Annotated in this window: 16 protein-coding genes, 3 tRNA genes and 1 pseudogene; 12 read left to right on the top strand and 8 right to left on the bottom strand. The window is 66.7% G+C overall.

What is annotated here, in order from left to right; all coding sequences use genetic code 11:
* Positions 1-14 precede the first annotated feature (14 nt).
* Complete coding sequence (gene mfd / locus DPR14_RS14095) at positions 15-3,491, top strand: transcription-repair coupling factor (protein ID WP_158045714.1); 3,477 nt, start codon at positions 15-17, stop codon at positions 3,489-3,491.
* A gap of 12 nt (positions 3,492-3,503) precedes the next feature.
* On the opposite strand, the gene DPR14_RS14090 is transcribed toward mfd, so the two are convergent.
* Positions 3,504-4,166 carry a DsbA family oxidoreductase gene (locus DPR14_RS14090; RefSeq protein ID WP_158045713.1) on the bottom strand — a complete coding sequence of 221 codons (663 nt, stop codon included), beginning with the start codon at positions 4,164-4,166 and terminating at the stop codon, positions 3,504-3,506.
* Positions 4,167-4,339: 173 nt separating this feature from the next.
* Between DPR14_RS14090 and DPR14_RS14085 the strand changes: the two genes are divergently transcribed.
* The 3 genes from DPR14_RS14085 to DPR14_RS14075 are packed head-to-tail and all read left to right on the top strand — an operon-like array spanning position 4,340 to position 6,897.
* A complete protein-coding gene (locus DPR14_RS14085; protein ID WP_158045712.1) occupies positions 4,340-5,104 on the top strand; it encodes an SDR family NAD(P)-dependent oxidoreductase in 765 nt (254 codons plus the stop codon).
* Between the two features lie 30 nt (positions 5,105-5,134).
* A complete protein-coding gene (locus tag DPR14_RS14080; RefSeq protein ID WP_158045711.1) occupies positions 5,135-6,331 on the top strand; it encodes an acyl-CoA dehydrogenase family protein in 1,197 nt (398 codons plus the stop codon).
* 59 nt (positions 6,332-6,390) lie between these two features.
* Positions 6,391-6,897 (top strand): hypothetical protein, encoded by a 507-nt coding sequence (locus DPR14_RS14075; RefSeq protein ID WP_158045710.1) that lies wholly within the window; start codon positions 6,391-6,393, stop codon positions 6,895-6,897.
* Positions 6,898-6,911: 14 nt separating this feature from the next.
* Here DPR14_RS14075 and DPR14_RS14070 read toward each other — a convergent pair whose 3' ends face one another.
* Both DPR14_RS14070 and DPR14_RS14065 read right to left on the bottom strand, forming a co-directional pair.
* Positions 6,912-7,319: a hypothetical protein gene (locus DPR14_RS14070; protein ID WP_158045709.1), complete on the bottom strand. Its 408-nt coding sequence runs from the start codon at positions 7,317-7,319 to the stop codon at positions 6,912-6,914.
* The gene (locus DPR14_RS14065) at positions 7,316-7,573 is read right to left on the bottom strand and encodes a hypothetical protein (RefSeq protein WP_246148155.1); all 258 of its coding nucleotides are present in this window, start codon (positions 7,571-7,573) and stop codon (positions 7,316-7,318) included. The genes DPR14_RS14070 and DPR14_RS14065 overlap by 4 nt, the downstream gene beginning before the upstream one ends.
* 84 nt (positions 7,574-7,657) lie before the next feature.
* Between DPR14_RS14065 and DPR14_RS14060 the strand changes: the two are divergent.
* Together DPR14_RS14060 and DPR14_RS14055 are read left to right on the top strand one after the other, a co-directional pair.
* Positions 7,658-8,118: pseudogene (locus DPR14_RS14060) on the top strand (YaiI/YqxD family protein).
* A gap of 73 nt (positions 8,119-8,191) precedes the next feature.
* Positions 8,192-8,267: transfer RNA gene (locus tag DPR14_RS14055), tRNA-Asn, on the top strand.
* A gap of 83 nt (positions 8,268-8,350) precedes the next feature.
* Here the strand turns inward: DPR14_RS14055 and DPR14_RS14050 are convergent.
* The 5 genes from DPR14_RS14050 to DPR14_RS14030 all read right to left on the bottom strand — a co-directional run bounded on the left by DPR14_RS14050 (position 8,351) and on the right by DPR14_RS14030 (position 13,412).
* Entirely contained in the window at positions 8,351-9,244 is an 894-nt protein-coding gene (locus tag DPR14_RS14050; RefSeq protein ID WP_211103774.1) for a helix-turn-helix transcriptional regulator, read from the bottom strand.
* A gap of 101 nt (positions 9,245-9,345) precedes the next feature.
* Positions 9,346-10,194: an ABC transporter substrate-binding protein gene (locus tag DPR14_RS14045; protein ID WP_158045708.1), complete on the bottom strand. Its 849-nt coding sequence runs from the start codon at positions 10,192-10,194 to the stop codon at positions 9,346-9,348.
* A complete protein-coding gene (locus DPR14_RS14040; protein ID WP_158045707.1) occupies positions 10,188-10,913 on the bottom strand; it encodes an ATP-binding cassette domain-containing protein in 726 nt (241 codons plus the stop codon). Before DPR14_RS14040 ends, DPR14_RS14045 begins: the two co-directional genes overlap by 7 nt.
* Before the next feature lie 357 nt (positions 10,914-11,270).
* A complete protein-coding gene (glnA, locus tag DPR14_RS14035; protein ID WP_158045706.1) occupies positions 11,271-12,680 on the bottom strand; it encodes a type I glutamate--ammonia ligase in 1,410 nt (469 codons plus the stop codon).
* Between the two features lie 336 nt (positions 12,681-13,016).
* Entirely contained in the window at positions 13,017-13,412 is a 396-nt protein-coding gene (locus DPR14_RS14030) for a P-II family nitrogen regulator (protein WP_192498946.1), read from the bottom strand.
* Positions 13,413-13,649: 237 nt separating this feature from the next.
* Here DPR14_RS14030 and DPR14_RS14025 point away from each other — a divergent pair.
* The 6 genes from DPR14_RS14025 (at position 13,650) to tig (ending at position 18,904) form a co-directional block, all read left to right on the top strand.
* Positions 13,650-13,725 (top strand) — tRNA-His (locus DPR14_RS14025).
* A 148-nt stretch (positions 13,726-13,873) separates the two neighbouring features.
* Positions 13,874-15,340 carry an NAD(P)H-hydrate dehydratase gene (locus DPR14_RS14020; RefSeq protein ID WP_158045704.1) on the top strand — a complete coding sequence of 489 codons (1,467 nt, stop codon included), beginning with the start codon at positions 13,874-13,876 and terminating at the stop codon, positions 15,338-15,340.
* 75 nt (positions 15,341-15,415) lie between these two features.
* A complete protein-coding gene (locus DPR14_RS14015; protein WP_158045703.1) occupies positions 15,416-16,888 on the top strand; it encodes a malonyl-CoA decarboxylase in 1,473 nt (490 codons plus the stop codon).
* Between the two features lie 117 nt (positions 16,889-17,005).
* The gene (locus DPR14_RS14010) at positions 17,006-17,236 is read left to right on the top strand and encodes a hypothetical protein (RefSeq protein WP_158045702.1); all 231 of its coding nucleotides are present in this window, start codon (positions 17,006-17,008) and stop codon (positions 17,234-17,236) included.
* Between the two features lie 163 nt (positions 17,237-17,399).
* A tRNA-Leu gene (locus DPR14_RS14005) sits at positions 17,400-17,484 on the top strand.
* Positions 17,485-17,560: 76 nt separating this feature from the next.
* Positions 17,561-18,904 (top strand): trigger factor, encoded by a 1,344-nt coding sequence (gene tig, locus DPR14_RS14000; RefSeq protein ID WP_158045701.1) that lies wholly within the window; start codon positions 17,561-17,563, stop codon positions 18,902-18,904.
* The last annotated feature ends 97 nt before the right edge of the window (positions 18,905-19,001 follow it).

The following is a 19,001-nucleotide window of genomic DNA, read 5'->3' as shown; positions in this document are numbered from 1 at the left end:
TCGATAAAAGTCCCTTGATCAAGATCAAACTAGACCCCGGCCAACCGTCCCGCCTGCTGATCGCCGGTGCGCCGGAAGGACAGGATGCCCGAGTCCTTGCCGACATCGCGAAACGCCGGGGACCCGCCGGGCTGCTGCACGTGGCGCTGGACGACCAGCGGATGGCCCGCCTGGCCGAGGCGGTCGGCTTCTTCGCGCCCGAGGTCGAGCTTGTCCAGATCCCGGCCTGGGATTGCCTGCCCTACGACCGCGTGTCGCCCAATGTCGATATCGTCAGCCGCCGGGTCGAGGGGCTGACCCGCCTGATCGAGCCCGGCAAGGGACGGCCGAGGCTGGTCCTGACCACGGTCAATGCGCTGCTTCAAAAGGTGCCGCCGCGCGCGACCTTCGCGCATGGCACCTTCCGCGCCGGTGTCGGCGACCGCATCGACCTGGACAAGCTGCAGGCCTATCTGGCCCACAACGGCTATACCCGCGCGCAGACCGTGCGCGAGCCCGGCGAGTTCGCGATCCGCGGCGGCATCGTGGACCTCTTCCCGCCCGGCACGGAAGAGCCGCTGCGGCTCGACCTGTTCGGCGACGAGCTCGAGGGCGTGCGGGCTTTCGACCCGATGAGCCAGCGGACGACGGAGAAGCGCGACGGCATCGTCCTGAAGCCCATGTCGGAGGTCTTCCTGGACGAGCAGTCGATCGCCCGCTTCCGCTCGGGCTATCGCGAGCTGTTCGGCGCTGTGCTGGACGAGGACCCGCTCTACGAGGCGGTCAGCGCCGGACGCAAGCATGGCGGCATGGAGCACTGGCTGCCGCTGTTTCATTCCGGGATGGAAACGATCCTGGACTACGTGCCGGAAGCGGTCGTGACGCTCGATCCGCAGGCGGAAGAGTCCCGCGATTCCCGGTTCGCCCAGATCGCAGATTTCTACCATGCCCGGAAGACGCTTCAGGCGGTGGAGAAGAAGGCGAACAATCCCGTCTATAAGCCGCTGCCGCCCGCGATGCTGTACCTGGACGAGGACGGCTGGAACGCGCTGCTGGGTGCGCGGTCGGTGGGCCAGCTGGTGCCGTTCGCACTCGCGGAGGGGCAGGCGGGGGTGGATGCCGGAGGGCGGCGCGGCAGGGACTTCGCCGATGCCCGGGCCAAGCCCGACGTCAACGTGTTCGACGCGCTGAGGTCCCATGTGGAGGAGCTTCAGAAGCACGACCGGCGTTGCGTCGTCGCCGGCTACAGCCAGGGCGCCCGCGACCGGCTGCTGACCGTGCTGCGCGACCACGGGATCGAGCGGGTCGAGATCTGCGAAAGCTGGGAGGGTGCCCGGCGGCTCGACCGGCGCACCACCGCGCTGATCGTGCTGGGGATCGAGACCGGCTTTTCCGCCCCCGACGTGGCGGTCATCACCGAGCAGGACATCCTGGGTGACCGGCTGGCCCGGCCGACCAAGAAGCGCCGGCGGTCGGCCAACTTCATCGCCGAGCTGTCCAGCCTGAGCGAGGGCGACCTGGTCGTCCACGTGGACCACGGCATCGGGCGCTACGACGGTCTGGAGACGCTCAAGGTGACCGGCGCTCCGCACGACTGCCTGCGGCTGATCTACGAGGGCGGCGACAAGCTGTACCTGCCGGTCGAGAACATCGAGCTGCTGTCGCGCTACGGGTCCGAAGACAGCGCCCAGCTCGACAAGCTGGGGGGAGTGGGCTGGCAGGGGCGCAAGGCGCGGGTCAAGAAGCGCCTGAAGGACATGGCCGAGGCCTTGCTGAAGATCGCCGCCGAGCGCGAGCTTCGCCGGGGAACACCCGTTTCGGCGCCGGACGGGATCTATGCCGAGTTCGCCGCACGGTTCCCCTATCCGGAGACGGAAGACCAACTCCGCGCCATCGAGGAGGTCTTGGAGGACCTCCAGTCCGGCCGCCCGATGGACAGGCTGGTGTGCGGCGATGTCGGCTTCGGCAAGACCGAGGTGGCGCTGCGCGCAGCCTTCATCGCCGCCCTGTCCGGCATGCAGGTCGCGGTCGTGGTGCCGACGACGCTGCTGGCCCGGCAGCACGCGCGCACCTTCGAGAAGCGGTTCGCCGGCCTGCCGGTCCGGATCGGCCAGCTCTCGCGGCTGGTGCCGGCGAAGGAACAGAAGCTGGTCAAGGAAGGTCTCGCCGCCGGAACGATCGATATCGTTATCGGGACCCATGCGCTGCTGTCCAAGACGGTGCAGTTCAAGGATCTCGGCATGGTGATCGTGGACGAGGAGCAGCATTTCGGCGTCAAGCAGAAGGAGCGGCTGAAGCAGCTCCGCGCCGACGTCCATGTGCTGACCCTGACCGCGACCCCGATCCCGCGAACCCTGCAGATGGCCCTGGCCGGCGTGCGCGAGCTGAGCCTGATCGCCACGCCGCCGGTGGATCGGCTGGCGGTGCGGACCTTCGTGCTGCCCTACGACCCGGTGGTGATCCGGGAGGCGATCCTGCGCGAGCATTACCGCGGCGGCCAGACCTATTACGTCTGCCCCCGGCTGGAGGACCTGCCGCGGGTCTACGAGCGGCTCCAGGAACTGGTGCCGGAAGTCAAGGTGGTCATCGCCCACGGCCAGATGGCGGCGACCCAGTTGGAGGAGGTCATGACCGCCTTCGACGACGGGCAGTTCAACGTGCTGCTGGCGACCAACATCGTCGAATCGGGCCTGGACGTGCCCAATGCCAACACGATGATCATCCACCGTTCCGACCTGTTCGGCCTGGCCCAGCTCTACCAGCTGCGCGGCCGGATCGGCCGGGCGAAGGTTCGGGGATACGCCTACCTGACCTATGCGCCCCGGACCGTCCTGTCCGCCACCGCGATCCAGCGGCTGCATGTGATCGAGACGTTGGACAGCCTGGGTGCCGGGTTCCAGCTCGCCAGCCACGACATGGACATCCGCGGCGCCGGCAACCTGCTGGGTGAGGAGCAGTCGGGTCATATAAAGGAGGTCGGCGTCGAGCTGTACCAGCACATGCTGGAGGAGGCGGTCGCGACCGCCCGGAGCGGCGCCGGCGCCGTGGCGGATTCCGAGGATACCTGGACTCCGACGATCAACCTGGGCATGCCGGTTCTGATCCCGGAAGCCTATATCGCCGACCTGAACGTACGTTTGGGGCTGTACCGCCGGATTTCGGAACTGGTGGACCGGGGCGAGATCGACAGCTTCGCTGCGGAACTGATCGACCGGTTCGGACCGCTGCCGCCCGAGGTGGAGAACCTGCTGAACGTCATGACGATCAAGCAGCTCTGCCGTACCGCCGGGGTCGAACGGGTCGACGCCGGGCCCAAGGGTGCCGTCCTGTCTTTCCACAACAACAGCTTCGCCCGGCCCGACCAGCTCGTGATCTTCATCGGTAAGCAGGCCGCGACCATGAAGCTGCGACCCGACCACAAGCTGGTCTTTACCCGCACGTGGGACGACACGGCGACCCGGGTCAAGGGCGTACAGCGGCTGATGCAGGACCTCGCCAAGCTGGCCGCGTGACGGCCGCCCGCCCTATGCCTGCGGGGTGACCTGCTGGGCGACCGTCTCGACCTCCTCCGCCGCGAGGTCGAGCAGAGGCATGAAGGCGGTCGGCTCCTGGGCGCCGGCAAGGGCATAGCGCCGGTTGAAGATGAAGCAGGGGACGGCCTGGATGCCCAGTTGCCGGGCGACAGACTCAGTTGCCCGGATCGCCGCCACGTCTAGGTTGCTCCCCAGGTAGTCGCGTGTGAGGTCCGGGTCGAGACCGGCCTGCGCCGCCTTGGCGAGCAGGACGTCACGGTCGCCTATGTCCAGGCTCTCGATGAAGTAGGCTTGGAACAGGAGGTCGGTCATGACGTCGGCGAGGCCGGAGCGGCCGGCCAGCCGGACCAGCCGGTGTGCCGCCAGCGTATTGGGCGTGCGCCGGATGCGGTCGAGCCGGATCGGGATGCCGTCCTTCGCCGCGGTCTCCTCGATCACGCCATAGACCTGCCGCGCCCGCTCGATGCCGCCGAACTTCGCGGCGAGATAGGCAACGCGGTCGATCCCGGCCGGCGCCATGTCCGGGTTCAGCTCATAGGGCTGCCAGCGGCGCTCCAGCGGGAGCTTGGCGCGCTCCGCGAGCGCGAGCTCCAGCCTGTGCTTGCCGATGTAGCACCACGGACAGATCAGGTCGGAATATATCTCCACTATCATGGTTCTGATTATAGTCTCTTAAGCGTTCCAATTGCGAGGGTGCTTGACCTTTCGGAGTTCAGGTCCAACCATCCGGCTGAGGATCGAGGGAGTCTCCGCCAGTAGAACAAACGAAATGCCCGCACGTGCTCCCGGCGCCGTCGGCATTTGAAAAGAAATCGGCAAAGAAGACCATGAACACCACAGACCTTTCCGGCCATATTGCCTTCGTCACCGGCGCATCCGGCGGACTCGGGCGCCACTTCGCCATCACCCTGGCCCGCGCCGGCGCCAAGGTCGCCCTGGCGGCACGACGTCCGGACGCCTTGAAAGCGGTCGCCCAGGAGATCGAGAGCTTCGACGGGCGGGCCATCGCCGTACCCATGGACGTCACCGATGCGGCATCGGTGCATGCCGCGGTGGAAGCGGCCGAAACCGAATTGGGGCCGATCACCGTGCTGGTGAACAATTCCGGCGTGACCGAAACCGTCGCGGCACTCGACCAGGACGAGGAGTCCTGGGACCGCGTGGTCGACACCAACCTGAAGGGCGCCTGGCTGGTCGCGACCGAGGTGGCGCGGCACATGGTAAGGCTCGGCCATGGCGGCAGCATCATCAACATCGCGTCGATCCTGGGGTTGCGCCAGGGCGGTCAGGTCACCGCCTATGCGACGTCCAAGGCGGCGCTGGTCCAATTGACGAAGCAGCTGGCCCTGGAACTGGCGCGCTACCAGATCCGTGTCAACGCGCTGGCGCCCGGCTATATCGAGACCGACATCAACCGCGACTTCTTCAACACCGATGCCGGCAAGGCGCTGATCCGGCGGATCCCGCAACGGCGGCTCGGTCAGGCGGCGGACCTCGACGGGCCGCTGCTGCTGCTGGCTTCCGACGACAGCCGCTATATGACCGGCAGCGTGCTTGCGGTCGACGGCGGTCATCTGGTCGGGTCGCTCTAAGGGTTTCAATAACTGTTCTGGTGAACCTCCATGGATTTCACGCTCTCTCCCGAGGTCGAGGATTATCGGCTCCGCGTGCGCGACTTCGTCGCCCAGCGCATCCTGCCGGTCGAGGCCGATCCGGCGAACTATGACGAGCACGAGAACATCGCCGACGCTCCCCTCGCCAGCCTGCGCGCCCAAGCGAAGGAGGCCGGATTGTGGGCGCCGCAGATGCCCAAGTCGCGGGGCGGCCTGGGCCTCGGCGTCGTCGGCATGGCGGCCCTGTACGAGGAGATGGGCCGGTCGATCTTCGGCCCGGTCGCATTCAACGCCGCCGCTCCCGACGACGGCAACATGATCGTGCTGGAGAAGGTCGCGACGGAAGCCCAGAAGGAGCGCTGGCTCCAGCCGATCGTCGACGGCACGGTACGTTCCGCCTTCGCGATGACCGAGCCCATGCCGGGGGCCGGCTCCGATCCCTCGGCGATGAGGACCCGGGCCGAGTGGCGCGGCGACCGCTGGGTCGTCAGCGGCCACAAGTGGTACATCACGGGGGCGGGCGTCGCCCGGCACTTCATCCTGATCGCCCGGACTTCCGACGATTCCCGGAAAGGGCTGAGCGCCTTCCTGTTCGATGCCGACCAGCCCGGCTGGGAGATCGTCCGCCGCATCCCGATCATGGGACCGGAGGAGCATGGCGGCCATTGCGAGCTGCGCTTCGACAAGCTGGAGATCGCGCCTGAGAACGTGCTGATGAATATCGGCGACGGGTTGAAGCTGACCCAGATCCGGCTCGGCACCGCCCGCCTGACCCACTGCATGCGCTGGCTTGGCATGGCCAAGCGCGCGACCGAGATCGCGGCGGCCTATGTCCGGGAGCGCGACAGCTTCGGCTCCAAGCTGCACCAGCACGAAGGCGTCCAGTGGCTGATGGGGGAGGCGGCCATGGCGATCGAGGTGGGGCGCCTCCTGACCATGCGGGCCGCGTGGAAGCTCGACCAGGGCGATTTCGCCCGGAAGGAGGTTTCCATGGCCAAGATCCAGGTCAGCGAGACCCTGCACAAGGCAGTCGACACGGCGATCCAGCTGTGCGGCGCCAAGGGCTATTCCAAGGACACCCCGCTGGAGTGGATGTACCGTTATGCCCGGCAGGCCCGGCTGGTGGACGGGGCGTCGGAGGTTCACAAGATGGTGCTCAGCCGGTTCTACATGGACGAGGGCATGGATTTCTGGGGATGGCGGTGACGCTTTATTAACCGCGTCGCGAAAGACTATGGCTCGGAGTTCCATTCCGGTGGCGAGCCATGTCCGACAGCTACACCAATGCCAAGATCCGGGAGGCTCTGGTCGCCTCGCAGGGCAGCCGTGCCCGCGCCCAGGATATCCTGCTGGGCTGGGCCCAGGCCGATGACCGGCTGCTGCGCGGGCTGGTCACGCCGTACCTCAAGGGCATCGTGACCGGAACGGTCGAACGGGTCACCCGGCCTGGTTCGTCCGTGACGGTGCCCGCGCCTGAGCCGGCGGTCCAGAAGCCCGTGGCCCAGAAGCCCGCCGCCCAGAAGCCTGTGGCCCAGAAGCCCGTGGGCCGGCCGGCGGCGCCGCGGCAATTGTCGCCGGAAGCGCTGGACAAGGCCTTGTCCATGATGGGGCAAGGGGCGCCGGCTCGCCCGGCCGCCTCGGCACCTCCCCGGGCGGCGGGCGGGCTCAAGCTGGGGACGACCAACCCGGTCCCGCCGACCAAGGCCGGTGCGAAACACCAGCAGACCATGCGGGCGCTCGCCGCCCTCTACGCGCGCAAGCACCAGAACTGATGCGGGGGTAGAGCCTATTCCGGCTTCTTTGCCGGCTGCTGCTCGGCTTGGCGGGGCCAGGCCGGACTGATGCCGACCAGGGTTTCCTTGTTGCCGTAGGGCTCGGGCCTCGTGTGGCACTCGACCTGGGCGAGGGTCCGGTAGCAATAGAGTTCCGGTTCGACGCGGGTGACCACCTCGGGGTACGGGCGGCAGTAATGGCGTGTCCGCTCGTAGTTCACCAGGCTGCAGTCCTCGTCCATGACATAGGAGGCGGCATGGTCGGTGATCGTCTTCCCGGTATTGACCAGCAGCACGGCCGAAGCGCCTGTCGTGGCGACGCCGACCGGGCCTTCCAGAATGGAGCAGCCGGCGAGAAGGCCGGCCGTGGCGAGAGCCGCCACGACGCGGGGTACGGCCGCGGCGATGCGGTACCCTCTCATCGCAGCAGGACGCATTGATGCACCCGGCACTGGACGAGGACGAAGGCGTCCTTGGACTTACCGCCGGTGCAGGACACCTTGAAGACCGTCTCCCCGGCTCCGCCGACTATCTGGCGCAGCGGCTCGATCTTGCCCGGCTTGCAGTTGGCCGCGAGCGCCACGGAGCGCGCCTCGGCCTGGCTCGCCGCCGCGGGGGGTGCCGGCGCAAATACGGCCGCGGCTCCTGCAAGGGCCGCCAAACCCAGGGCCGGCACCCGGCCTATCCGTCTTCCCGTCGCGTATCCCATGCCATGTGATAGAACAGGCCGGGTTAAGCATTCGAAAAGAAGGGTCGGAACGTGCTCCACATCTATGTCGATGCCGATGCCTGTCCGGTGAAGGACGAGATTTATCGGGTCGCGGAACGGTACCGGCTCAAGGTCACGCTGGTGGCGAACAGCCCTTTCCGGGTGCCGTTCGACGAGCGGATCAGGCTGGTGGTGGTCGGCGGCGCCTTCGACGCCGCGGACGACTGGATCGTCGAGCATGCCGGCGAGGGCGATATCGTCGTCACCGCCGACATCCCGCTGGCATCCCGCTGCCTGAAGAACGGCGCGCGGGTGATCGGATCGACCGGCAAGCCTTTCACCGACGCCACCATCGGCAGGCTTTGGCCGGACGCGAGCTGAGCCAGCATCTCCGCGAGAGCGGGCTGATCTCCGGCGGGCCGGCGCCGTTGGGAAAACAGGACCGCTCGCGCTTTCTCCAGCAGCTCGACCAGGACATCCAGGCGATCCGGAGAAGTGTTGGGATCAAGTGAAACCATGGGGTCGATTTTCCGTGAATTTCCCCTTGCGGACCCGGAATCCGGCTGCTAGAAACCATCCCACTGATCCCGGTTAGCTCAGTTGGTAGAGCAGTGGACTGTTAATCCGCCTGTCGCTGGTTCGAGTCCAGCACCGGGAGCCAAGTCAAGGAAGGTAGCCCTTCGGCAACGCCGCAGCATACGCTGCGGCGTTGTTTCGTTTCAGGGGTTGGTTTGAAGGACTCCTTCAGGGGGCGTTGTACCAGATCTTGCCGAAAGTCGAGATATCGTAGCCGAGCAGATCCCGGGCCTTGGCAGTCGCCTCGGCCGTATGGGCGAAAGCGATCAGCGCCTGCATTTCGGGTTCGAAATAGTCCCGCCGGCGCATCACGAGATCGTAGCGCTCGCGGTGCAGCGGCACGAAATCCAGCCGGAGCTGCCGCGCTACGGCGCGGACGGCAATGCCGGTATCGGCACGGCCGTCCAGGATCGCGAGGCCAACCTCCAGTTCGCTCCGCGCGGGATGCTCGGCGACCGCAAGATCGTTCCAGCTGACTCCGGCGCGTTCCAGCAGATGGTCCATCAGGACACGGGCGCCCGATGCGGGCGGACGTGCCGCGACGCGGGGCTTCCCCGTGGCGAGATCCTCGATCCTCGACAGGCCGAGCGGGTTGCCCGAAGCGACCACCAGGCCCTGCTCCCGCCATGCCCACTCGATCGCCACCACATCGAGGTCGCCAAGCACCCGCCGGATCGCGGACATGTTGTAATCGCCATCATCGGGGGAGAGGATATGGATGCCGCAAGCGGCCGCTTGGCCGGCCGCCAGCCGCTCCAGCCCGTCCAAGCTGCCGCCGGTCAGCAGCGCCAGGCCGCACCCGGACGTGGAGACGCACCATTCAAGAAAAGGATCATGGCTTCCGGCGATCACGCGGGGTGCGGACCGGGCGACGGGAGAATGGCGTTCGGCGGCGGACGGCTCGCCCAGCTTCAGCCATTGGTCGATCTTCGCCTTGGGGAAAAGCCACTTGCCGCCGACGCGGGTGCAGGGGATGGCGGACTGCCGGACCAGATCATAGATCTTGCGTTCCTTGATTCGGAGATAAGCAGCCACCTCCTGGGTGTTCATCAGGTCGGACATCCCCGGATCTCTTCCTGCATCGAGCATCGGTCGCGGACGCGCCTGCGTCGACGGCCACTATAACCGCCGTGCCGGGCGATACCAGGAATGTCGGGTCGCGATCAGCTTGCCGGCCCGTCGGAGTTGGGGAAGAAAAGCTGCTCGCCGTTGATCCTGTATCCCGCGATGGCGTCCTGCCCCTCGGCCGAAGTGAGCCACGTGACGAACTCGGCGCCATCCCGGGCCTTCACATGCGGGTGCTTGTCCGGATTGACCAGCATGACGCCGTACTGGTTGAACAGGCGCTTGTCGCCTTCGACCAGGATGGTCAGGTTGCCGCGGTTCTTGAAATTGAGCCAGGTTCCGCGGTCGGTGAGGGTATAGGCATCCATCGCGGCGCTCGTGTTCAGCGTCGGCCCCATGCCTGATCCGGTCGACCGGTACCAGCCGGTCGACGCCGCGTCGGTATCCACTCCGGCGGCCTGCCAAAGCCGCTGCTCCGCCTTATGGGTTCCGCTGTCGTCTCCGCGCGACCCGAACGGGGCCTCCGCGCCGGCGATCTTCTTCAGGGCCGACGCGACGTCCTTCATGCCCTTGACCCTTGCGGGGTCGGAAGCGGGGCCGACGACGACGAAATCGTTGTACATCACGTCGGTACGCTTCCTGGCGAAACCGTCGGCGACGAACTTCTCCTCCGCCTCGGTGTCATGCACGAACAGGACATCGGCGTCGCCCCGGCGGCCGGTCTCCAGCGCCTGGCCGGTGCCTTGGGCCACAACGCGGACGTCGATGCCGGTCTTGGCCTTGAAGAGCGGCAGGATATGGCCGAACAGACCGGACTGCTCGGTCGAAGTGGTCGACGCGACCGTGACGAACCGGTCCTGCGCGAGGGCGGGCAGGCCTGCGGTCACCCACAGGCCTGCGGCCGCCAGGGTGCCGAACAGGCGCCGCCGCGTCAGGGTGATCAGCATAGGAGGTCTCCTCTCAGGAAGGCTGCGGCTTCTTGGGTCCGCGGTTGGTCGAAGAAAGATGCCGCCGGGGTCTGTTCGATCAGCCGGCCGCGATCGAGGAAGATGATCTCCCATGCCAGGCGCCGCGCCTGTCCGAGGTCGTGGGTGGTCATGACGATCTTGATGCCGTCACGCACGAACTCTTCGACCATGGATTCGACGGCGCGGGTCGCCGTGGGATCCAGGTTGGCCGTCGGCTCGTCGAGGAAGAGCACCTCGGGCTTCAAGGACCAGGCGCGCGCCAATGCCAGCCGCTGCTGCTCGCCGCCCGACAGGACCCGGGCGGGCCGATCCGCCAGCGCTCCCAGCCCGAAGCGGTCGAGCGCCGCGCGGGCCGCTTCGCGGCGGACCTTATATCCGAGGCCGGAAAGGGCAAGCGCATGGACGAGGTTGCCGAACGCGGACCGTCGCAGCATCACGGGCCTCTGGAACACCAGGGCGTCGCGCCTGCGTCCCGCGGCGGCACCGGGACCGAGCCACTCCACCGTGCCGGCGGTCGGTCGAATCAGTCCATGGCAGAGGCGCAGTGTCAGGCTTTTGCCGGCGCCGTTGGGGCCGAGGATGGCCGTCGGGCCGTACCCGTCCAGGGTCAGGTCCAGGCCCGGGATCAGAACCGTTCCGCCGACGGCATACCGGACGCCCGTCAGGCGAAGCGGCAGGCTGGTGGGTTCGTCGCGCATCCGGCTTCCTGAAACTGAAGGGTCGCAGGAGACGGTGATCGGCTGCACGTCTTCCCGCATCATATGCAAGAACATGCATAAACCTGCAAGATTTCCATACGAAGTGCAACGATGCAGGACTCAGGCAGAAATCGGCGCGGTCTCCCGGAGCTTCTTGGGGGCGTATCTTTAGTGCTCAAATTTTGGGCAGGACGATGTGGCCGGGGGTCTTGGCTGTGCCGTTCGCGACCAGCGCGGTGATCATGCCGGTGGGCGGATTTTGGGGCATGTACGCTGGACGCCGACAAAAAAGAGCGGGGCGGCGGATGAACCGCCGCCCCGCCTTTCGGTCGGAACCTGAACTTCGAACCGGTCCGATCAGACCGAGTAGTACATCTTGTACTCGATCGGGTGCGGCGAGGTCTCGAAGGCCATCTGCTCTTCGCGCTTCAGCTCGATGTAGGCCGCGATCATGTCCGGGGCGAAGACGTCGCCCTTGGTCAGGAACTCGTGGTCGGCTTCCAGGCTGTCGAGCGCCTGACGGAGCGAGCCGCACACGGTCGGGACCGCGGCCAGCTCTTCCGGGGGCAGGTCGTAGAGGTTCTTGTCCATCGCGTCGCCCGGATGGATCTTGTTCTGGATGCCGTCCAGGCCGGCCATCAGCATGGCGGCGAAGGCCAGGTACGGGTTGGCCGACGGGTCGGGGAACCGGACCTCGACGCGCTTGCCCTTGGGGCTCGCGACATAGGGGATCCGGCAGGACGCCGAACGGTTGCGGGCCGAGTAGGCCAGCAGAACCGGAGCCTCGTAGCCCGGGACCAGACGCTTGTAGCTGTTGGTCGACGGGTTGGTGAAGGCGTTCAGCGCGCGGGCGTGCTTGATGATGCCGCCGATATAGTACAGGGCCATGTCCGACAGGTCGGCGTAGCCGGAGCCGGCGAAGATCGGCTGGCCGTCCTTCCAGATTGACTGGTGGCAATGCATGCCCGAGCCGTTGTCGCCGTAGACCGGCTTCGGCATGAACGTGGCGGTCTTGCCGTAGGCGGCCGCGACGTTGTGCACGACATACTTGAACTGCTGCATGTTGTCGGCGGTCTTGACGAGCGTATCGAACTTGATGCCGAGCTCGTGCTGGGAAGCGGCCACCTCATGGTGGTGCTTCTCGATCTCGACGCCCATCTCGCCCAGCACGGTCAGCATCTCGGCGCGCAGGTCCTGCCCCGAGTCGACCGGCGGAACCGGGAAGTAGCCGCCCTTGACGGTCGGGCGGTGGCCCAGGTTGCCGTCCGGCAGTTCCTTGCCGGTGATGTAAGGGCCTTCCTCGCTGTCGATCTTGTAGAAGCACTGGTTCATCGAGACTTCGTAGCGGACGTCGTCGAACACGAAGAACTCGGCTTCCGGACCGAAATAGGCGGTGTCGCCGATGCCGGCCGATTCCATGTGCGCCTGGGCCGCCTTGGCGATCGAGCGCGGGTCGCGGTTGTAGGGCTGGCCGCTGGAGGGTTCGTACACGTCGCAGAAGATGTTCAGCATCGGCTGCGCCGCGAACGGGTCCATCACCGCGGTCGTCGCGTCCGGCATCAGGGTCATGTCGGACTCGTTGATCGCCTTCCAGCCCGCAATCGATGAACCGTCGAACATGATGCCGTCAGTGAAGGCTTCTTCGTTCATCGTGGAGACGTGCTGCGCGGTGTGCTGCAGCTTGCCGCGCGGGTCGGTGAAGCGAAGGTCGACGTACTTGACGTCGTGTTCCTTGATCAGGTCGAAGACCTTGCTGATGTCAGACATGCCTCGGGATCCGTTTCTATGGTTGACGCTGGTTCGCTCCCGCCGAGGAAGGCACGGAGAAACCGATTTTGGTGACGCGCGCGGGCGTTGTTATGTCACGACCTTTCCGGACGCACAATCCACAGCTTGCCCGCCAGCGGAATTGCGGCAATGTGGCTGTCCGGCCGGCTTCGCCCGCGATCTTATGGAGCCGGACGCGCGGCCTGATCCGGCCGGCGCCAAGGTCTTATCCGGGACCGGCCGCCGCGGCTTTCCGCGCGGTGGCTTTCCGCACTGCGCGCGAATCGCCGGGAGCCGTCCGAATGGAGTGAAGCGGTCAGGGGCCGTCGAGGCGCGTCAGACGGCGTCGCTTCCCTTCTCGCCGGTTCGAATCCGGACGACTTCCTCGACCGGAGTCACGAAGATCTTGCCGTCGCCGATGCGGCCGGTATGGGCAGCCGTCTGGATGGCCTCGATGGCGCGGTCGACCAGACTGTCGTCCATCACCACCTCGATCTTCACCTTCGGCAGGAAGTCCACGACGTATTCCGCGCCACGGTACAATTCCGTATGACCCTTCTGCCGCCCGAAGCCCTTGGCCTCGGTGACGGTAATGCCCTTGATGCCGACCTCATGAAGGGCTTCCTTCACTTCGTCGAGCTTGAACGGCTTAATGATGGCTTCGATTTTTTTCATGATGCTGATCAACGACTCCCCGTGGATGGCGGCGCGCCACCGAGCGGTGCTCATCATCCCGTAAAGCACGGGGCATGCCAACGCCCTATTGCCTTGCCGGAACACGCGGACCGACCTTTTTCCAGCCGCCCTTGCCGCTGCAGCCGGCATGGATCTGATGAACCGGTGTGCAGTATGCCTAATCAGTATGCAAACCGACATATCACGCCACCGCGTCGCGCTTCCGCCGTTGGAGGTCGATTTCGTCCCTTGACGAGGCTTCGGTGATTTGGCATAGACACGGCCCCAACGGTGGCGGCGGTAGCTCAGTTGGTAGAGCCCTCGGTTGTGGTCCGAGTGGTCGTGGGTTCGAGTCCCATCCGTCGCCCCATCCCGTTCCGGGAAAGCCTTCCCAGTATTACGCGATGTCGACGCATCCTGCGCACTCTTAGGGTCCGCGGGCTGATATGCTGTGCTCTGTGCCGCTTCGCCGGCATGCAGCCGGCCGGCGCGGCCGTGTTCGAACCGGGAGTTCTCCGATGGCAGCACAGAACGCTTTGCTGACGGTCGCCGAGATGTATCGCGCGGACGCGTTGACGATCGAGAGCGGCCTTTCCGGCGAGATGCTGATGGAGGCGGCGGGGGCCGCCGTCGCGCGGGTCGTTGCCGCACGCCGGCCTCCCGGCACCGTGGCCGTGCTCTGCGGGCCCGGCAACAACGGCGGCGACGGCTTCGTCGTCGCCCGGCTGCTGGCGGGGCAGGGCTGGTCGGTGCGTGTGGGCCTTCTCGGCGGCCGCGAGGCTCTGCGGGGGGATGCCGCCGTCATGGCCGGGCGCTGGGACGGCGTGGTGGCACCGCTTGCGCCGTCACTGCTGGACGGGGCTGACCTCGTCGTCGACGCCCTGTTCGGAGCCGGCCTTTCCAAGCCCCTGGAGGGGACCGCGCGCGCCGTGGTCGAGGACCTGGCCGCCCGTACGATTCCGACTGTGGCGGTGGACGTTCCCAGCGGCGTCCACGGCGACACGGGCGCCGTGCTCGGCGCCGCGGTTCCGGCCTCCGTCACGGTGACCTTCTTCCGCAAGAAGCCGGGGCACCTGCTGCTGCCCGGCCGCGTCCTGTGCGGCGACCTCGTCGTGGCCGACATCGGGATTCCGGACCGGGTGCTGGACGGGATCGCGCCGAGACTGGCCGAGAACGGGCCGGCGCTCTGGCTTTCCGGCTTCCCCTGGCCGAGGCTCGACGGCCACAAGTTCGACCGGGGCCACGCCGTGGTGTTCGGGGGCGCTCTAATGACCGGCGCGGCGAGGCTGGCCGCCCGGGCAGCCAGGCGGGTCGGTGCCGGGCTGGTCAGCATCGCCTGCGATCCGCGAGCCTTCTCGATCTATGCCGCCGCCGATCCCGGCACCATCGTGTCCCCGCTCGACGGCTCGGAGAGCTTCGACGACCTGATGGCCGATCCGCGGCGCAACGCCGTGCTGGTCGGGCCGGGGGCGGGGACCGGAGCGACAACTTGCGGCCATGTGCTGAGCGCGCTCCGGGCCGGCAAGGCCATGGTGATCGATGCCGACGGACTGACCGCCTTCGCCGACCATTCGGCCGATCTGTACCGCGCCCTGAGCGACCGCTGCCTTCTGACGCCCCACGCCGGGGAGTTCACGCGCCTGTTCGGGATCGACGGTGACAAATTGTCGCAAGCTCGCCGGGCGGCGGCTCGCGCGGGCGCGGTGGTGCTTCTGAAGGGTGCCGATACCGTCGTTTCCGCTCCCGACGACCGGGCGGTGATCAACGCCAACGCGCCGCCGGAACTGGCGACGGCCGGGGCAGGGGACGTGCTGGCAGGGCTGGCGGTCGGCCTGATGGCGCAGGGAATGCCGGCATTCGCGGCCGGCGCCGCGGCGGCCTGGCTCCACGGGGAGGCCGCCCGCGCCGTCGGTCCCGGGCTGATCGCCGAGGACTTGGCGGAGGCGCTTCCCGCGGTGCTGCGACGCCTGCGCGAGGGGGCGTGAAGCTTGCGTGAAGGTTGACCTGCACGATGGCTTTGCCCTTGATCGGCCTGCTGCGATTCCACCAAAATCGCGGGCATGACCCAGCTTCCGACGCCCCTCGAAGAGCAGCCGTCCCCCTCGCTGTTCGACCGCACCATCGAGAACCTGCGCTCCGCCTGGCGCGACATCGCCGCCTTCTCGCGGGAGGCGGTCGGCGCGATGCCGCGTCCCCACCTGCCGCGGGAGGACGCGGATCGCCTGCGAGTCCAGATGCAGGCCTGCCTGGCGGGACGGGGCGGCGAAGTTTCGGCCCGCGCCCGGGCAGCGGAACTGGGGCGCACCTATCTCAGCCTCGACTCCACGGGACGGCGCAACTTCCTGACCATCCTGTCCCGCGACTTCGACGTGGACCGGGCCACCGTCGACCAGGCGGTGGACGCGTTCCACAAGGCATCGGACCCCGTGCTCCGCGGCAAGGCGGAACGGAAGCTCCGCGAGGCCTTGGAGCCGGGGCGGATGCGGTTGCTGACCCAGTTCAACGGCCTGCCGGAAGGGGTGAAGTTCCTCGTGGACATGCGCGCCCAGCTCCTGGAGTGGGCGCCGGACGATCCCCTGATGGCCGCCCTGGAAGCCGACCTCAAGACGCTGCTCAAGAACTGGTTCGACGTCGGCTTCCTGGAACTGCGGCGAATCACCTGGGACAGTCCGGCGGCACTGCTGGAGAAGCTGATCGCCTACGAGGCGGTGCACGCCATCAGGGGATGGCAGGACCTGAAGGACCGTCTCGACTCCGACCGCCGCTGCTTCGCCTTCTTCCACCCCCGCATGCCCGACGAGCCGCTGATCTTCGTCGAGGTCGCGCTGGTCAGCGGCATGTCGGACAACGTCCAGACGCTTCTAGACGAGGCGGCGCCGGTCCAGGACCCGCAGACGGCGGATACCGCCATCTTCTATTCGATCTCGAACGCCCAGAAGGGGCTGGCGGGGATCAGCTTCGGCAATTTCCTCATCAAGCGCGTCGTCGACAGCCTGACCGCCGAGTTCCCCAAGCTGAAATACTTCGCGACCCTGTCGCCGATCCCCGGCTTCCGGCGCTGGCTCGACGCCGAGATGGCGGCGGCGGCGGCAAGCGAAGATGGCGACATCCTGACCACGGCGGAAAGGGTGCGGATCGCCGACCTGTTCGCGGATCCGGAGATCGTTCCGCCGGACGCGGCTGCCGGGCTCGCTGCGGTGCTGGACCGCCCCGGTTGGTACCGCGACGACGCGATCGTGAAAGTGGTCAGGCCGATCCTGATGCGGCTGTGCGCCACGTACTTGGTCGAGGCGAAGGCGGGCAGGCGGGCACGGGACCCGGTCGCCCACTTCCACCTGTCGAACGGCGCGCGGATGGAACGGCTTAACTGGCTGGGCGACACGTCGGACAACGGACTTCGCCAATCCGCCGGCATGATGATCAATTACCGCTACAAGCTGGCCGATATCGAATCGAACCATGAAGCGTACACTGGTGACGGGAATATCAACGTTTCCTCATATGTGCGTGCGCATCTCAGGAGTACTGGATGATGTTGCTATAATTGTCTAAAATATGATGTATGTTGCTTTAACTCTTCATAAAGAGGGGGTCTCTAGTCTTTACGGTGTCGACATTAACCAGGATAGAGCGGGACGGAACCCATGTTCTTGAGACGGCGGAAGGCTCCGGTAGACATTATCGAAGGGTCGGTGTTCCGGCGGACCACCCCCGGCAAGACGGTCGAGACCGCGCGCGTGCTGGCGGTTTCCAAGGACAGCGTCGGAATACCCCATGTCCGTTTCAGCGTTCATTACGAGCGCGTCGATACGGCGGACGAGCTGCGCACCCTGGCCGTCAGTTCCTTCTCCGAACTGTTCAACGAGCGCGTGCTGGCGTGACGGTCTCCGGGGCGTCCGGGGCGGCGGCGCGGCGCTCGCCGCCTTCCTGTGCGAGGCCCTTTCGTTCCTGCGGAAATCTTAGCCTGTTTGTCCCGAAATCGGTGTGCTATAGAGGCAAACCCGGCGGGCGGGTGTCCCATTTCGCCTGCGCGGGGCTGCCTGTGCGGGCGTGGCGGAATTGGTAGACGCGCCGGATTTAGGTTCCGGTGACGCAAGTCGTGGGGGTTCGAGTCCCTTCGCCCGCACCATCAGGCCAGCCGTACCCGAGGTTCTCAAGCCGCGACCGGCGAGCACCGGTCGCCAACGAAACAGGCTTCCAGTCCAATGCAGATTACCGAGACGAGCGCCGACGGCCTCAAGCGTGAATACAAGGTCGTCATTCCCGCCCAGGAGATCGAGACGAAGGTCAACAGCCGGCTCCAGGAGCTGGGCAAGACGCTTCGGATACCGGGTTTCCGCCCGGGCAAGGTCCCGATGCCCATCGTGAAGCAGCGCTATGCTCAGTCGGTCATGGGCGAAGTCCTGGAAGCGGCGGTCAGTGACAGCTCGCAGCAGGCGATCGACGAGCGCGGCCTGCGTCCGGCGCTCCAGCCGAAGATCCAGGTGACCTCGTTCGCGGAAGGCGGGAACCTGGAATACGACATGGCGGTGGAACTGCTGCCGGACATCGAGCCGGTGGACTTCTCCACGATCGAGCTGGAGCGGGTCGTCGCCGAGGTGGACGACCGCCAAGTCGACGAGACGCTGGAGCGGCTGGCCAAGAGCAGCCGTGATTCGCAGCCCGTGACCGAGGACCGTCCGGCCCGCAACGGCGACATCCTGGTGATCGACTTCGCCGGCATCGTCGACGGCGAGGCGAAGCCCGGCATGGACGCCAAGGATCACCGGCTGGAACTCGGCTCCAACAGCTTCGTCGGGACCTTCGAGGAGCAGCTCGTCGGTTCGAAGCCGGGCGATCACCGCACCGTGACCGTGACCTTCCCCGAGAACTACGCCGCGGCCGAGCTCCAGGGCAAGGAAGCCGTGTTCGAGGTGGACGTCAAGGAGATCCGGGAGCCGGCACCGGCCACGATCGACGACGAGTTCGCCAAGAAGTTCGGCGCCGACGATCTGGCCGCCTTGAAGCAGATGATCAAGGACCGCATCGGCCAGGACTACTCCGGCATCTCGCGCTCCAAGGTGAAGCGCACCTTGCTCGACAAGCTGGCGGATACACACAGCTTCGAGGTCCCGGCCGGCATGGTCGACATCGAGTTCGAGACGATCTGGAACCGACTCCAGGAGGAGCTTAAGCGCGGCGGCGCCGACGCCGAAGAGGCCGGCAAGAGCGAGGAAGAGCTGAAGACGGAGTACCGGGGCATCGCCGAACGGCGCGTCCGGCTCGGCCTGCTCCTTTCCGAAGTCGGTCGCCGCAACAATATCCAGGTGACCCAGGACGAGCTGAACCGGGCCCTCATCACCGAGGCCCAGCGCTATCCGGGGCAAGAGCGCGAGGTGTTCGAGTTCTTCCGCAGCAATCCGCGGGCGATCGACAACCTTCGCGCGCCGCTGTTCGAGGACAAGGTCATCGACTTCATCCTCGAACTCGCTAAGGTGAACGAGAAGACCGTCTCGGTCGAGGAACTGGTGCGCGATCCGGACGAGTCCGAGGATACCGCCGCGGCCTGATCGGGCTCTCGGCGGACCGCGCTCGGCGACTCGGGTCCGGGCGACCGGCCCGCGGGACGGAATCGGTGGGACGGACGGCCCGGCGGCCTCAGCCGGC

The sequence above is a fragment of the Skermanella pratensis genome (assembly GCF_008843145.1).
Taxonomy (GTDB): Bacteria; Pseudomonadota; Alphaproteobacteria; order Azospirillales; family Azospirillaceae; genus Skermanella; species Skermanella pratensis.
The sequence above is the reverse complement of the archived record's forward strand: the minus strand, read 5'-3'. Positions and strand labels throughout refer to the sequence as shown.

Coding starts and splice junctions, on each gene's coding strand:
- DPR14_RS14045 (WP_158045708.1), bottom strand. CDS start 10,194: ATGCTGATCACCCTGACGCGGCGGCGCCTGTTCGGCACCCTGGCGGCC.
- glnA (WP_158045706.1), bottom strand. CDS start 12,680: ATGTCTGACATCAGCAAGGTCTTCGACCTGATCAAGGAACACGACGTC.
- DPR14_RS14085 (WP_158045712.1), top strand. CDS start 4,340: ATGAACACCACAGACCTTTCCGGCCATATTGCCTTCGTCACCGGCGCA.
- DPR14_RS14080 (WP_158045711.1), top strand. CDS start 5,135: ATGGATTTCACGCTCTCTCCCGAGGTCGAGGATTATCGGCTCCGCGTG.
- DPR14_RS14075 (WP_158045710.1), top strand. CDS start 6,391: ATGTCCGACAGCTACACCAATGCCAAGATCCGGGAGGCTCTGGTCGCC.
- DPR14_RS14020 (WP_158045704.1), top strand. CDS start 13,874: ATGGCAGCACAGAACGCTTTGCTGACGGTCGCCGAGATGTATCGCGCG.
- DPR14_RS14050 (WP_211103774.1), bottom strand. CDS start 9,244: ATGTCCGACCTGATGAACACCCAGGAGGTGGCTGCTTATCTCCGAATC.
- DPR14_RS14040 (WP_158045707.1), bottom strand. CDS start 10,913: ATGCGCGACGAACCCACCAGCCTGCCGCTTCGCCTGACGGGCGTCCGG.
- DPR14_RS14030 (WP_192498946.1), bottom strand. CDS start 13,412: ATGATGAGCACCGCTCGGTGGCGCGCCGCCATCCACGGGGAGTCGTTG.
- DPR14_RS14090 (WP_158045713.1), bottom strand. CDS start 4,166: ATGATAGTGGAGATATATTCCGACCTGATCTGTCCGTGGTGCTACATC.
- DPR14_RS14070 (WP_158045709.1), bottom strand. CDS start 7,319: ATGAGAGGGTACCGCATCGCCGCGGCCGTACCCCGCGTCGTGGCGGCT.
- DPR14_RS14015 (WP_158045703.1), top strand. CDS start 15,416: ATGACCCAGCTTCCGACGCCCCTCGAAGAGCAGCCGTCCCCCTCGCTG.
- tig (WP_158045701.1), top strand. CDS start 17,561: ATGCAGATTACCGAGACGAGCGCCGACGGCCTCAAGCGTGAATACAAG.